The 13,510-nt window shown below is 68.3% G+C and carries 14 protein-coding genes; 9 read left to right on the top strand and 5 right to left on the bottom strand.

The genetic code is table 11. The features are described from left to right. Positions 1-33 precede the first annotated feature (33 nt). A complete protein-coding gene (locus HPO96_RS24105; protein WP_171676253.1) occupies positions 34-273 on the top strand; it encodes a mycoredoxin in 240 nt (79 codons plus the stop codon). Positions 274-472: 199 nt separating this feature from the next. Beyond that, positions 473-2,767, top strand: coding sequence for a hypothetical protein (locus HPO96_RS24100; protein ID WP_184999651.1), 2,295 nt, complete (start codon positions 473-475; stop codon positions 2,765-2,767). 3 nt (positions 2,768-2,770) lie between these two features. Here HPO96_RS24100 and nudC read toward each other — a convergent pair whose 3' ends face one another. Continuing rightward, entirely contained in the window at positions 2,771-3,694 is a 924-nt protein-coding gene (gene nudC, locus HPO96_RS24095) for an NAD(+) diphosphatase (RefSeq protein WP_337796786.1), read from the bottom strand. Positions 3,695-3,733: 39 nt separating this feature from the next. Between nudC and deoD the strand changes: the two genes are divergently transcribed. Both deoD and HPO96_RS24085 read left to right on the top strand, forming a co-directional pair. Continuing rightward, positions 3,734-4,447 carry a purine-nucleoside phosphorylase gene (gene deoD, locus HPO96_RS24090; RefSeq protein ID WP_171676249.1) on the top strand — a complete coding sequence of 238 codons (714 nt, stop codon included), beginning with the start codon at positions 3,734-3,736 and terminating at the stop codon, positions 4,445-4,447. A gap of 38 nt (positions 4,448-4,485) precedes the next feature. Then, the gene (locus tag HPO96_RS24085) at positions 4,486-4,989 is read left to right on the top strand and encodes a hypothetical protein (RefSeq protein ID WP_171676247.1); all 504 of its coding nucleotides are present in this window, start codon (positions 4,486-4,488) and stop codon (positions 4,987-4,989) included. On the opposite strand, the gene HPO96_RS24080 is transcribed toward HPO96_RS24085, so the two are convergent. Next, the gene (locus HPO96_RS24080; RefSeq protein ID WP_337796785.1) at positions 4,977-5,516 is read right to left on the bottom strand and encodes a hypothetical protein; all 540 of its coding nucleotides are present in this window, start codon (positions 5,514-5,516) and stop codon (positions 4,977-4,979) included. The two genes, HPO96_RS24085 and HPO96_RS24080, sit on opposite strands and share 13 nt — an antisense overlap. 21 nt (positions 5,517-5,537) lie before the next feature. Then, positions 5,538-6,179: a TetR/AcrR family transcriptional regulator gene (locus tag HPO96_RS24075; protein ID WP_171676245.1), complete on the bottom strand. Its 642-nt coding sequence runs from the start codon at positions 6,177-6,179 to the stop codon at positions 5,538-5,540. A 195-nt stretch (positions 6,180-6,374) separates the two neighbouring features. Here HPO96_RS24075 and HPO96_RS24070 point away from each other — a divergent pair, with 195 nt between their 5' ends. From HPO96_RS24070 to HPO96_RS24060, 3 genes are read left to right on the top strand one after another with little or no spacing between them, the layout of a single operon-like run. Further along, positions 6,375-7,181 carry an SDR family NAD(P)-dependent oxidoreductase gene (locus HPO96_RS24070; protein WP_171676244.1) on the top strand — a complete coding sequence of 269 codons (807 nt, stop codon included), beginning with the start codon at positions 6,375-6,377 and terminating at the stop codon, positions 7,179-7,181. Position 7,182: 1 nt separating this feature from the next. Next, the gene (locus tag HPO96_RS24065; protein ID WP_171676242.1) at positions 7,183-8,307 is read left to right on the top strand and encodes a DUF5938 domain-containing protein; all 1,125 of its coding nucleotides are present in this window, start codon (positions 7,183-7,185) and stop codon (positions 8,305-8,307) included. Positions 8,308-8,317: 10 nt separating this feature from the next. Further along, a complete protein-coding gene (locus HPO96_RS24060) occupies positions 8,318-9,871 on the top strand; it encodes an acyl-CoA synthetase (RefSeq protein ID WP_171676240.1) in 1,554 nt (517 codons plus the stop codon). 3 nt (positions 9,872-9,874) lie between these two features. On the opposite strand, the gene HPO96_RS24055 is transcribed toward HPO96_RS24060, so the two are convergent. Together HPO96_RS24055 and HPO96_RS24050 are read right to left on the bottom strand one after the other, a co-directional pair. Continuing rightward, positions 9,875-10,555 carry a GOLPH3/VPS74 family protein gene (locus HPO96_RS24055; RefSeq protein ID WP_171676238.1) on the bottom strand — a complete coding sequence of 227 codons (681 nt, stop codon included), beginning with the start codon at positions 10,553-10,555 and terminating at the stop codon, positions 9,875-9,877. Positions 10,556-10,628: 73 nt separating this feature from the next. Continuing rightward, complete coding sequence (locus HPO96_RS24050) at positions 10,629-11,225, bottom strand: TetR family transcriptional regulator (RefSeq protein ID WP_171676236.1); 597 nt, start codon at positions 11,223-11,225, stop codon at positions 10,629-10,631. 60 nt (positions 11,226-11,285) lie between these two features. Here HPO96_RS24050 and HPO96_RS24045 point away from each other — a divergent pair, with 60 nt between their 5' ends. Continuing rightward, complete coding sequence (locus HPO96_RS24045; protein WP_171676234.1) at positions 11,286-11,918, top strand: mycothiol-dependent nitroreductase Rv2466c family protein; 633 nt, start codon at positions 11,286-11,288, stop codon at positions 11,916-11,918. Between the two features lie 89 nt (positions 11,919-12,007). Beyond that, a complete protein-coding gene (locus HPO96_RS24040) occupies positions 12,008-13,504 on the top strand; it encodes an HNH endonuclease signature motif containing protein (protein ID WP_171676232.1) in 1,497 nt (498 codons plus the stop codon). The last annotated feature ends 6 nt before the right edge of the window (positions 13,505-13,510 follow it).

The following is a 13,510-nucleotide window of genomic DNA, read 5'->3' as shown; positions in this document are numbered from 1 at the left end:
GGCTCGCCGGACAGATTCAGAAGGAGACGGCCGATGGCGGCACTGACGATGTACTCGACCCCTTGGTGTGGCTACTGCCATCGCCTCAAGGGCCAGCTGAAGCGGGCCGGGATCGAGTTCACCGAGATCGACATCGAGCAGGTCCCCGGCGCGGCCGAGCTGGTCGAGAAGATCAACAACGGGAACCAGACCGTGCCGACCGTGGTCTTTGCCGACGGCAGCGCGCTGACCAACCCGTCGCTGGCCCAGGTGGCCGAGAAGCTCGTCGCCTGACCTGACCCGGCTGCACCGCGGCGTCTGCCCTTCGGGGTGGGCGCCGCTTCCTTTTGCCCCCGGGCGGGCGCGAGCCATGGACTTACGGCCATGACCGTTTTACCTTCGAGGGAACCGCGCCGTAGGGAGTCCGCCCATGATTCCGCGTCGTTCCTTCCGCTCTGTCCTGTTCTTAACGGCCCTGGCCGTAATCAGTTGTTTGATCCAGCCCGCGCACGCGTCGCCGACCGGACGGCCGGATCCCTGGCCGTCCGAGGTCGGCCCGGCCCGGCCGGACGGCGTCCGCCCGGGGCTGCTCCCCGATCCGGTCGAGAACCTCGGCGCGCCGATCAGCTCGCTGACCGTGATGGAGGGCACCGTCGGCCGCTCGCCGGACGGTCGCGACATCGTGTACGCCGTCCCGGCCGGCGAGAACGCCAATCTGAACGTCGTCGACCTGCACACCCGGCAACTGCTGCACACCGTCCCGCTGCCCGGGGCTGCCGGCGCGTGGGGCATCGTCGTCGCCAGTGACGGCAGTCTGTACGTCGGCACCTATCCGAACGCCCATCTGTACCGCTACGACCCAGTGGCCGGCACAGTCACCAGCCTGGGCCGCCCGATCGCCGGCGAGTCGTTCATCTACGGCCTGACCGCCGACAGCAACGGCAACGTGTACGGCGGCACGTACCCGAACGCCCACGCGTTCAAGTACAGCCGCAGCACCGGCCAGGTCACGGACTACGGCTCACTCGACCCGGTCCAGCAGTACGCGCGCTCCACCGTCTACGACCCCGACCGGAACGCACTGTTCGTCGGCGTCTCCACACCGGCCGCCAAGCTGATCCGGATCGACCTGACCAGCGGCGCGATTCAGAACGTCACTCCACCGGGCCTGGTCGCCACCGAGTTCAACGACCTCGACTACGCGGCCGGACGGGTGTTCGCAAACGGCGCCGGTCGGCTGGCCGTGATTGACGCGGTCACCTACGAGCAGATCAAGTTCACCGACGCTACGACCGGCGGACTGGTTCTGACCTACCCGATCGCGGCCCGTGGCGTTTCCGGCGCCGGTCCGGGTGGTGTGTACTTCACGACCGCGACCACGCTCAACGTGATGCGCTACGACCTGACTACCAACACTGTCAGCACGGCGACCACCCCACCGGTCCGCATGAGTCGCGGTGCGGCCATCGGCTACGGCTGGGTGACTGAGAACGGCCAACAGGTCCTGTACGGCCTGGCTGGTAACTACTCCGGCGGTACGTTCCGCTACGACCCACAGGCCAAGACACTCGCGCAGTGGAGCTCACCGTTCCAGTACGTGCCTGTCGCACTGCAGCACACGATCGTCGACCCGGTCACCGGCAAGGTCTACGTGAACGCGTACCTCAACGGCACCACCTCGGTCTACGACCCAGCTACCGGTAGAGCCACTGTCACGGCCCGGCAAGGCCAGGTCGAGGGCTGGTCCTGGGGCACCAGCCCGAAGATGTGGGTCGGCATCTACCCGTACGGCCGGCTACAGCAGTGGGACACGAGCCTCCCCGAGAGCACGACCAACCCGAGGGTGCTGTTCAGTCTGGTCGACAGCGACCACCAGAACCGCCCGTTCGCTGTAGTCCCGTCCGGCAACAGCGTGTACGTCGGTACTACGCCCGGCTACGGCGAGTACGGCGGCGCCATCACCGTCTACGACGTCCCCAGCAACACCTACAAGGTCTATCGGCACCTCGTCACCGACCAGTCGATCGCATCGATCCTCCCGGTCGGCAGCAGCCTCTGGGCCGGGTCCGCGATCGAAGGCGGTCAGGGCACCGAGCCGAGGGCCACCGAGGCCCGTCTGATCAAGGTCGACCCGGCGACCGGGGCTGTCAGCAAGAACGTCGTACCGGTTCCCGGCGCGGCCAGCATCAACGAGCTGACCATCGGACCGGATGGCAACATCTGGGGCCTGGCCGACGGCACAGTCTTCGTGGCCAACAAGACCACTGGCGTCGTCCTGCGCACCTACCCGGTGTTCCCCGGCCGCATCACCGGACACGACGGCGCGCTCTCCTGGCGCGACGGCTACCTGTACGGCGTCTCCGGCGGCCGGCTCTTCGTCGTGGACGGGCTGGGCGGCGCGTCCACGATCATCCGCGATCACGGCCTCAACCGGCTCGCTGAAGGACCGGACGGCAAGTACTACTCGCTGCTCCGGCTGGACGGCTGGACCATCCCGACCAATCTGGCGTCGTACACGCCACCGGCCGACCCCTGCGCGAAGTCCGACCTCCGCGCCCAGGTGTGGACCGGCAACATCAACAGCCAGGTGCAGAACCGGCACCTGCGCTACGGCTGCACACTGACCGACGAACTGCCGGACGCCAAAGCCCAGTGGCCCAGCCACGGCGCCTATGTGGTCGCGGTGGACCGCAGGCTCCGGCAACTGGAGGCCGACGGTCAGGTCGAGCGCTGGGAGGGCATCATGATCCGCTTCGCCGCCGCGATCTCCAACGTCGGACGGCGGTGACGGCTACCAGCTCCCCGACAACCCCGAGCCGTACCATCCCTCGATCAGGCGGCGGCTGATCGAGATGTTGCCCGGGAGGGCCATCGTGCCGGCGTCCACCAGCGCACGGAGGTCCTCCCGGGTGAACCACTTCGCCTCGGCGATCTCGTCGGCGTCCACCTCGATGTCGGTGCTGGTCGCCTTGGCGTAGAAGCCGAGCATCAGGCTCGACGGCAGCGGCCACGGCTGACTCCCGGCGTACGCAACCTCCGGGCCGACAGTCACACCGGTCTCCTCCAGGACCTCCCGGCGGACGGCGGCCTCCAGCGATTCACCCGGCTCGACGAACCCGGCCAGGGTCGAGTACCGCCCTTCGGGCCACGCGCCGTTGCGGCCGAGCAGCGCCCGGTCCTGATCGTCGGTGACCAGGACGATGATCGCCGGGTCGCTGCGCGGGAAATGGCGCATACCGCAGCCAGGACAGTCGCGGACGTGGCCGGCCTCGGTCACCACGGTGTGCTCACCGCAGTTACCGCAGTGGGTGTGGACGGCGTGCCAGTTGGCCAGGCCGACGATGTGAACCGCCATACCGGCCTCGCGGTCGTTCAGCAACGCGCCGAGCTCGCGCAGCCCCGCGTACGACTCGTCCGGCTCGTCGGCGACGACTACGGCGAACACCGCCCGTCCCTCCGCTGTCTGACCGGCGCCGGACTCCCTGTCGATCCCCAGGAAGACTCTGGTGCCGGGAGGCGCTTCCGACGGCGAGATCAGGCGCAGCGCCGTCCGGTCGTCGATCACCTGCAGCTGGTCACCGGCAACCACGGTGACCTGGGTGTCCGGTGCGGCCCAGGCCTTCTCCAGCCAGGCGTCGTCGCGCCGACGGTCGGCGGCTCGGTCCAGGACCGAGCGGGACAGGGCTAGGGAACCAGGTGCGATCGAGTAGGCCACGTGACTCAACATATCCCGGTCGCGTGAGAGCATCCGGGCATGAGTATTCACATCGCCGCCGAGAAGGGGCAGATCGCGCCGCGCGTGCTGTTCCCCGGTGACCCACTGCGGGCCAAGTGGATCGCGGAGACCTACCTGTCCGACGTGACCTGCTACACCGAGATCCGGAACATGTTCGGGTTCACCGGCACCTACAAGGGTGAGCGGATCTCCGTGCAGGGCTCCGGGATGGGCCAGGCGTCCGCCTCGATCTACGCCAACGAGCTGTTCGAGGAGTACGACGTCCAGACCCTGATCCGGGTCGGCACCTGTGGCGCGCTGACCGAGGCCGTCCGGGTCCGCGACGTGATCGTCGCGATGTCCGCGAGCACCGACTCGCAGATGAACCGGCTGCGCTTCCACGGCATCGACTACGCGCCGACGGCCGACTACAAGCTGCTGCGCGCGGCCGTCGACGCCGCCGAGGCGGCCGGCCTGAACGTGCACGTCGGCCAGGTCTTCTCCGGCGACCTGTTCTACAACGACCGCCCGGACCTGGTGTCCCGGACGGCGGACTACGGCGTCCTGGGCATCGAGATGGAGGCCGCCGCGCTGTACACGCTGGCCGCCAAGTTCGGTCGTCGCGCGCTCGGCATCATGACCGTGTCCGACCACCTGATCACCAAGGAGGTCACGTCGGCCGAGGAGCGCCAGACGACCTTCTCGGAGATGATCACGATCGCCCTGGACGCGGCGATCGAGGTGCCGGTCTGAACCGCAAGCAGAGCGTTGCAACCGCCATTGCCGCTCTGATGCTGCTGACCGCCTGCTCGTCCGGCGGATCGGACCAGGGTTCGGACGAGGGCTCGGACACCCCGGCGCCGTCGACTCCGACGTCCGCTCCAGTGACCGCCGACGTAGCGCCGGTCAAAGCGGCCGAGGTGGTCGACGGGCTGAGCAAGGCCGGTTTCAAGTGTGGAACCGACGAGGCGTACGCCGTCTGCACGTCCGGCGGTGCACAGGTCTCCGTACTGCTCGGCGACCACCCCCGGCCACCGGTCGTGTCGGTGCACGCCACCGGCAAGCAGGACACGGCATCCGCGGCGATCGGCGCTGTGCTGCCGAAGGTCCTCGAAACGGTGAATGTGAACCAGCAACAGGAGATCAGCAGCTGGTTCGGCCAGCAGAAGGCGACCGCGCAGATGACCGCGGGCGACTGGCTGATCGACTACACGGTCGAGGCGGACACCGAAGAACCCGGTGTGAACCTGACCGTCACCGACAAGCTGTGCAAGACCAGCTGTCAGGCGGAGTGAAGCAACCGCTCCCCCAGCAGCCGCTGGAAGGGCTCGACCAGCCCAGCGCGGGTGCGTAGATAGCGTCGGCGGGAGCCGTCGTCGAGAATCAGCTCGACGGCGGTTCCCCGCACCTCGCGGACGACGCGCGCGTGCTGAACCCGTGTGACCGCGACGAACTCCGGGTTCGGGATGACCTCCATCAGGTCGTCGGTGATGCCCTTGGCCTCGGCCCGCAGCCGTCCACGGCCCAGCGCCCGGCCGGTCATCGAGGCCACACCGAGCAGATTGCCCACGAAGTCGATCGCAACCAGCAGAACCGCCGCGGCGAGGCTGATGCCGGCCACCACCAGGAAGGCGGACTTCAGACCGCCGAAACCGGCCAGCCGGGACAGGTAGGCCAGCACGAGCGCACCAGCCATCACAGCGACGCACCAGATCGACAGGTCCCATCGGGAGCCGATCACCGGCCGCGACGTCCATCCGTCCGCCGTGAACTCCAGATCGACCAGACCACCCGGCTCCGACCGTACGCGCTTCACCTTCACGGCGAGCAGCCTAGAGGTCCACTAGGTCGTGATGAGCTTGGGCAGCACCTGGCTGACCCGGGCGACCAGCCGATCGGTGACGCCTTCGGGGTCAGCCGCGTAGCCGACGACGGCCTGCTCGAACAGCCCGTCGACCAGCGCGTACGCCGTCGGCGCGTCCACAGCCGGCTCGCCGCCGACCAGCTCGGCGTACCGGCTGAGGATGCGCCAGATCATCGCCTCCAGCAGCTGGTCGATCGCGACCACATCCGGGCGCAGCTGCTCCTCGAACATGCTCTGGGCGCGCAGGTCGTACCAGAGCCGGTGCATCGGGGTTTCCTCGACGAGCGTCTGGGTCATCTTGGCCAGGAACCCGGCGCCGAGCTCATCGGCGGTGGCCGCGGTCTCCACGACCTCGTCATACCGCTTGGCGCACTTGGTCTTGTAGTAGCGCACGCAGTAGCTGATCAGGTCGATCTTGTCGCGGAAGTAGTAGTGGACGACGCCGTGCGTGAACTCGGAGTTGTTCGCGATCTCGCGCAGGCTCGTCCGCGCGTAGCCGAGCTCGCCGAGCGTCTTCAGCGCCGATTCGGCCAGCGCGATCCGGCGGCGCTCGATCTTGTCGATCCCCGACACCCGGGCAGGCCGGTCGGCAATCTCACCCGAGAGGGCGTTCGAGCTCATCGCGACTCCTGTCGTCCGCCCCCGGTCCGTCCGAGTCAGCCTACCCGCCGCGGGCCCGGCGCGCCCCGCGGCGGGGAGATTTCTTGACAAGTGTCAAACAAAGTCTTGACGACTGTCAAAACCAGGGCCAGAGTGTGGAACCACTCACCCTGCGCAGTCACCTCCTCGAAGATCTCGAAGCAAAGGAGCTTCCCGATGGGCGGACTCGATCTCTCCGGGCGTAAGGCCCTCGTCACCGGCGGAGCCCAGGGGCTCGGCGAGGGAATGGCGAAAGCCCTTGCCGCGGCCGGCGCCAAAGTGGTCGTCAGCGACCTGCAGAAGGACGCCGGCGAAGCGGTCGCCGACGCCCTGGACTCCGAGTACGGCGGCGGCAACGGCTTCGTCGCGCACGACGTCACCGACGACGGCAGCTGGGAGAACGCGGTCGTCGCGGCCAACGACATCCTCGGCGGCCTGGACATCCTGGTGAACAACGCGGGTGTGGAGATCACCAGCCTGCTCACCGAGGTGACGGCCGACCAGATCCGCAAGATGCTCGACGTGAACGTCCTCGGCACCACGCTGGGCCTGAAGTGGGGGCTGCGGACGATGCGCCCCGAAGGCCTGGCCGGCCAGGGCGGCGCGATCATCAACATCGCCTCGGTGGCCGCCACCATCGCCTTCCCCGGGATCGCGGTCTACTCGGCCACGAAGTCCGCGGTCGACCGGCTCACCCGGGTCGCGGCGATGGAGTCCGGCAAGCTCGGGTACGGCGTCCGCGTGAACTGCGTCTACCCCGGCCTGGTGCCGACGGCGATGGGCGCGGGCCTGGCGAACGACGTCGCCGAGCTCGGGTTGTTCGAGTCGCCTGAGGCAGCGGTCGGCGCGGTCATCGGGCTGACTCCGGCCGGGCGGCTCGGCGAGGTGACCGATATGGCCGATGCGGTCGTCTTCCTGGCCTCGAACGAAGCCCGGTTCATCACCGGCATCGGACTGCCGGTCGACGGCGGAATGGGGATGTGACATGGCTGCCAAACCCGTCGTCGTCTACGGCGCCTCCGGCTACACCGGCCGGCTGGTCTGCGAGTACCTCCGGCAGTACCACGTCCCGTTCGTAGCGGCCGGACGCAGCGAGGACAAGCTCAAGTCGTCCATGGACTCCGCGGTACCCGGTATCGAGACTGCGGACTACGAGATCGCCACAGTCGACCACGACGTCGATTCGCTGACGTCGTTGTTCAAGGGCGCGTCCGTCGTGCTCAACACGGTCGGACCGTTCAGTGAGCTCGGCCCTGCAGCAGTAGAGGCCTCGCTGGCCGCAGGTGCGCACTACACGGACACCACCGGCGAGCAGGACTGGCTGATCACCTGCGACGAGACGTACGGCGCGCAGTTCGCAGAGGCCGGGCTGCTGCTGGCCCCTGGCATCGCGCAGATGTACACGACTGGCGAGATCGCCGCACAGCTCTGCTTGGAACAGCCCGGCCTGGACACTCTGGACATTGCGGTGTTCTGGGGTGGCAGCCCGACCATCGCCTCGACACGCACGATTCTGGTGAACGCTGCGACGTCCAAGGCGCACTTCCTCGAGCAGAACCAGTACGTCGAGTTCCCCGAGCAGGGGCTGGTCCCGCTAGTGGTGCCCGGCCAGCACGAGCTGGCGCTGTCGCTGCCCTGGGGCGGCACGTCACACCCGGTCTGGTTCAAACGCGACCCGCGTGTGGCCAACTGCAAGGCGCAGGGCGGTGTCTTCAACGCAGCGCTGATGAACGGCGTCCCGCAGATCGTTGCGGCCGCACTGGAAGCCACCAAGGACATGGCGCCCGATGAGCGCAACGAGGCGCTCACTGCGACCGCACGGCAGGTCATGGACCAGATGCCGCCGCGGGAGAACCCCAGGGTGAACAAGTCGCTGGACTCCGTGCACGCCTCCGGTCCGCTGGGCCGGGCGCACTGTGTCATCCACGGGAACAGCAACTACCAGCAGACCGGCCTGCTGCAGGCCTACGCGGCGTACTCGCTGCTGCAGACGCCGCCGAAGCGCGTTGGCTTCGCCAGCGGCTGCCAGGCCTTCGGGCACCGCGAGTTGCTCGGCGTACTGCGTGGTTTCGGGCTGGTGGCCGAGCCGCAGCTGACCGTGCAGCATTAAGGGGACAGCCATGCGACTGGTCGACTACCTGGACAAAGGCGCGTCACTCGGACCGGACAGGCCCTGCCTGACCACCGATGGCGAGACGCTGTCGTACGCCGACGTCCAGGAGCTGTCGCACCGGATCGCAGCCGGTCTGGCGGCGAGCGGCGTCACACCGGGCGGCAAGGTCGCCATCCTGTCGGCGAACGACCCGATCGCATTCACCTGCGTGTTCGGGATCAGCCGGGCCGGTGCGATCTGGTGCCCGATCAACCCGCGCAACGAGGCCGCGGAGAACCGTGAGCTGCTCGACCGCTTCGACTGTGAGGTCCTCATCTACCAAGCGGCGTTCGCGCCGCTCGTGGACCGGATCCGGGATGCGTTGCCGAAGGTGCACACCTTCGTGTGCCTGGATTCAGAAACCGGCGCCGACCCCCACGGACGCCGGACCGTCGGCTGGGACACGTTCTGCGGGGGCGTGTCCCAGCCGGCCCTTGACGCGACCGATCCGGACGGACTGGCGATGATCGTCGGCACCGGCGGGACAACCGGCCAGCCGAAGGGCGTGATGCTCAGCAACGCCAATCTGGAGACGATGACAGCACTGACGCTGATGGGCTATCCGATCGGCGAGCGGCCGGTCTACCTGGCACTCGCTCCGCTGACCCACGCCGCCGGAGTGCTCTGCTTCCCCATCCTCGCCTCCGGCGGCGAGGTGGTCATCATGCGCACACCTGATGTCCACACGTTCCTGGAGCTCATCCCGCGGCACGGCGTCACCCACACGTTCTTGCCGCCGACGCTGATCTACATGGCGCTTGCGGCACCTGAGCTCGACAGCATCGACCTGTCCTCCCTGCGGTGTTTCTGGTACGGCGCGGCGCCGATGTCGGTCACCCGGCTCGAAGAGGCGCTGCAGCGGATCGGACCGGTGATGGGTCAGCTGTTCGGGCAGACCGAGGCGCCGATGATGATCTCCGTCCTGCCGCCGGCCGCGCACTTCGATGCCGACGGCAACATTGCTCGCGATCGGCTGGCCTCGGCCGGACGCCCGTCCACGCTGGTCAGTACCGCAGTGATGGCCGCGGACGGGACCTTGTTGCCACCCGGCGAGCGCGGGGAGATCGTCGTCCGGGGCTCGCTGGTGATGCGCGGGTACTACCGCGACCCGGAGGCGACGGCGGCCGCTTCGGCGTACGGGTGGCATCACACCGGTGACATCGGTTATCTGGACGACGACAACTACCTCTACATCGTCGACCGGGCGAAGGACATGATCATCACCGGCGGTTTCAACGTGTACTCGACCGAGGTCGAGCAGGCGCTGATGGCGCACGACGCCGTCCAGGACTGCGCGGTGATCGGGCAACCGGACGAGAAGTGGGGCGAGCGGGTCGTCGCCGTCGTCCAACTGCAGGCCGGGGCGAGTGTCGACGCGGCGGAGCTGATCGCGTTCGCGAAGGCCCGGATCGGGAGCGTGAAGGCGCCCAAGGAAGTGCTGGTCTGGGCCGATCTGCCGCGCTCGAAGGTGGGCAAGGTGCTGAAGCCGGACATCAAGGCCCGGCTTCGCACCTCCGTCTGACGCTCAGCTGCTGCCCGCGGCACCCGCGGTCGACGCGACCACGATCGTCGCGGTGACGGCGGCCTGCATCTCGGTGACCGCCTTCTTGACCGCGTCGGCGGCCCAGTCCGACTCGGCGATCAACTTCGCCCGCTGCCGGAGCTGACGCTTGTCGACGGCGTCCGTGATCACCTTCGGGACGACGTTCAGCGCGCTCAGCAACGCGATCAGCGCGCCGGTGCGCTGATCGGGCGTCGTCCCGATCCGGAGCGCGGCCTCGAGCGCCGTCCGCACCTCGCCCTCGTGGCGCGCGTCCTTGGCCGGCCAGCGGGTGACCGGGAAGAGGCCGAGCACCTTACCGGCGTCCGCCTGCAGGATGCCGCGCTCGGCCAGCCGGGCCAGCAGCTGATCGCGCAGCTTCTTGGACAGGCGGCCGATCTGGTCCTTCGGCTTCTTGCCGGGCTTGTCCACGACGTACGCCAGCCGCTCGTCGAGCACCGGATCACCGGTCGGGGTCGCGTCGAGCACCTTGAGCCGGCCGGGTTTCACCCCGTCGCCGGCCGCGGTGATGTCGAGCTTGCCGAGCACGGTCAGCTCGATCAGGACGGCGCCGGCCAGCGCGTAGTCCAGGCCCGGCGATCCGGCGATCGGCTTGCCGGAGTCGTCGTCGTACAGCAGCAACAGCAGATCCTCGGCAATCAACATGCTCTCAACCTAGGTCCGCGGCGAGTTCGCGCACATCCCCCACGCGAGCGATCCGGAAGATCCCTCTGAAGTCTCAGGGCAGCAGCTGCGCGACGAGCGTGTCGGCCAGCCAGGCCTCGTACGCCGCGATCGGCCAGCCCCGGTCGAGGACCAGGAGCTGGTAGATCTCCATCGTCGTACAGGCCAGGAACAGGTCGAGCGAGCGCTGCGGATCGTGAGCGAGTTGCCCGGCGAAGGACTGCAGGAACAGGGCCAGCTCGTGCTCGCGGGCGCCCCAGACGCGCTGCATCTCGGCAGCCATCCGCTGGTCGGCGCGGGCGGCCTCCTGGTAGATCCGGATCACGTCGATACCGGTCTCGAACTGCCGAGTGTGCCAGTGCGCGGCGCTGCGCATCCGCTCGACCGGGTCGGTCAGCGCGAGCGACTCCTGAGCGAGCCGGCGGGTGTCGGCCTCGGCGATCCAGAGCCGGGAGATCTCGCGCAGGATGGCCGGTTTGTTGCCGAAGGCCGAGTAGATCGTCTGGGCCGGGATCCGGGCCGCCTCGGAGATCGCGGCGATCGTCGTCACGACGTACCCCTGCTCGGCGAACAGCACCCGCGCCGCGCCCGCCACCTGCTCCTTGGTCGCCTGCGCCTGCCGCGCGCGATGCGATTCCTCCTTGACAGCCACGGACAGAATCTATCACTCTGTTCATCGTAGTCTTACTATGACGAACAGATGGAGAGTCTGATGAAAGAGATCGAGATCGCCGCTGACCCCGCCTGCCCCTGGAGCGGCCTGGCCATGCACTGGCTGGCCCAGGTGGCCCCCGCCCGCGACCTGCGCATCCGGCTACGCCCCTACAGCCTCTGGCTCCGCGACGGCGACCGCCCACCCACCGGCGTCCCCGACTTCATCGCCGCCCTGGCCGTCGAAACCAGCCGCCAATCCCTCCGCGTCACCCGCGTCTTCACCGCCCTCCAGGCCGACGGCCGCGACGACGCCGTCGTCCCCCTCTACCTCGCCTGGACCGCCCACGTCTTCCCCCCCGGCCGCCCACCCCAAGCCCCCACCCCCGCAACCCTCACCGAAGCCCTCGCCGCCACCGCCCTCCCCCACACCTACCTCACCGCCGCCGACGACCCCACCCGCGACGACCTCATCCGCACCGCCATGACCACCCTCGAAACCCTCACCAACGCCCCCTCCGTAGTCCCCACCCTCCTCACCGACAACCGCCTCCTCACCCAGGGCGCCCTCCTCACCGCCCCCACCACCCCCACCCAGGCTCTCCCCCTCTGGGACGCCTTCGCCCTCCTGGCCACCACCCCCACCTTCGCCCCCTTCTCTCCCACCCCAACCCCCCTCCCCGCCTGTGGCTGACGGCTCAGAAAATTGCTATCAGCAAGGGATTCGGTCGATCCGGCCGGCTGTTCGAAAAATTGTCGGTGGGAGTATCTACGGTTGCCGGCATGGGATTTCTCGGCGAGCGACCGACGTGGTCGATGTCCGACGGCGAGTTGCTGTCGGACCTCGACGCGATCGATGCCGAGATTGCCCGGCTCCAAACGCTTCGTCTGCACGACATCGCTGAGCTGCATCAACGCCGGTACGCCCAAGCGATCGGCGCCCGCGACACCGCCGACCTCCTGGCGCGGCGCTATCGCCTCGACCGTGGACAAGCCCGCCGAGACGTCCAGCTCGCCAGCGCTCTGACGAAGTACCCAGCTGTCGCGGAGGCGCTACCCGACACCGCAACACCCGTTCCTCCGCCCGACGGAACGCCGAGTACCGTCGCGCCGCAGGTCGTCCTCTACCCAGGCCAGGCACAAGCGATCGTCGCCGCGCTGGAGCGCGTCCCGACCAGCGTGCCGATCGAAGAGATCAAGGTCGCCGAGGAGCAGCTGGTCGGTCTGGGCGCCCACTTGTCCCCGATGGATCTTCAGTCCAGCGGTCAGCGTATCCGCGACCTGCTGGACGCCGACGGCCCGGAGCCCGAAGAACACAAGGCCGCCGCTCGCGAATCCCTCGTCATCGGCCGCGCGGTGAACGGTGTGAAGTTCCGCGGGTTCCTGGCCAACGAGAACGCCGAACGACTGCGCGCCTTGATCCATGCGAACTCCCGCCCTCATCGCACCTTGGACGGCGAACTGGATCCCCGCTCGCTCGAGAAGCGCCAAGCCGACGGTTTGTCCACAGTGCTGTCGATCGCTGAAGCAGCCATGGACGTCGGCATTCCACGCCGGATGCCCAGCGAAACGACGGATACCGCGCCGTCACCAGTCACTGAACCGACGTCCTGGGTTCCCGGTTTCGGAGCCAAAGGCACCCTCAGCATCACCATCGACTTCAACGACCTCAAGGCGGCCACCGCACACGCGATCGGCGACACGGTGTACGGCGACGGCCTGTCAGCGGCGTCCGTCCGCCGGATCGCATGCGATGCGAAGGTCATCCCGATCGTGCTGGGCAGCGACTCCGAACCACTGGACGTCGGCCGCTCCGAGCGCCTGGTCACGCGCGGCATGCGCCGTGCCCTGAACGCTCGCGACCGCGGCTGCGTCGTCTGCGGCGCTCCACCGATCATGTGCGATGCCCATCACCTCCGCTCCTGGATCGACGGCGGCGTGACAGCCATCCACAATCTCGTCCTGCTGTGCCGTCAGCACCACAGCGACCTGCATGCCGGCCACTGGCGTATCACGATCACCGATGGCACGGTCCAGGTCGCTCAACCCGCGTGGGCCAACCCACCGGGCCGACCACGACTCAAACCCAGCCCGCCACCTTCCAGCCCCACCCCACCTGGCGAGGCTGCGCCACAGCATGCGCAGAATCGCCCAGGCGATCTCGTGCCGCGCGAAGTCAACCCGGCTTCGGGCGACGCCGTCGATGTCGCAATCTGGGGCGAAGTACCTGCGCTTGCCTCCGGCATCGGCACTCGCCGGGAGATAAGAGCCGGCTGGTAGGGCGAG

Source organism: Kribbella sandramycini (assembly GCF_013131805.1).
Taxonomy (GTDB): domain Bacteria; phylum Actinomycetota; class Actinomycetes; order Propionibacteriales; family Kribbellaceae; genus Kribbella; species Kribbella sandramycini.
This window is presented reverse-complemented; position numbering and strand designations above follow the sequence as displayed.

Coding starts and splice junctions, on each gene's coding strand:
- HPO96_RS24060 (WP_171676240.1), top strand. CDS start 8,318: ATGCGACTGGTCGACTACCTGGACAAAGGCGCGTCACTCGGACCGGAC.
- HPO96_RS24070 (WP_171676244.1), top strand. CDS start 6,375: ATGGGCGGACTCGATCTCTCCGGGCGTAAGGCCCTCGTCACCGGCGGA.
- HPO96_RS24105 (WP_171676253.1), top strand. CDS start 34: ATGGCGGCACTGACGATGTACTCGACCCCTTGGTGTGGCTACTGCCAT.
- HPO96_RS24085 (WP_171676247.1), top strand. CDS start 4,486: ATGCTGCTGACCGCCTGCTCGTCCGGCGGATCGGACCAGGGTTCGGAC.
- HPO96_RS24040 (WP_171676232.1), top strand. CDS start 12,008: ATGGGATTTCTCGGCGAGCGACCGACGTGGTCGATGTCCGACGGCGAG.
- HPO96_RS24075 (WP_171676245.1), bottom strand. CDS start 6,179: ATGAGCTCGAACGCCCTCTCGGGTGAGATTGCCGACCGGCCTGCCCGG.
- HPO96_RS24045 (WP_171676234.1), top strand. CDS start 11,286: ATGAAAGAGATCGAGATCGCCGCTGACCCCGCCTGCCCCTGGAGCGGC.
- HPO96_RS24055 (WP_171676238.1), bottom strand. CDS start 10,555: ATGTTGATTGCCGAGGATCTGCTGTTGCTGCTGTACGACGACGACTCC.
- HPO96_RS24065 (WP_171676242.1), top strand. CDS start 7,183: ATGGCTGCCAAACCCGTCGTCGTCTACGGCGCCTCCGGCTACACCGGC.
- deoD (WP_171676249.1), top strand. CDS start 3,734: ATGAGTATTCACATCGCCGCCGAGAAGGGGCAGATCGCGCCGCGCGTG.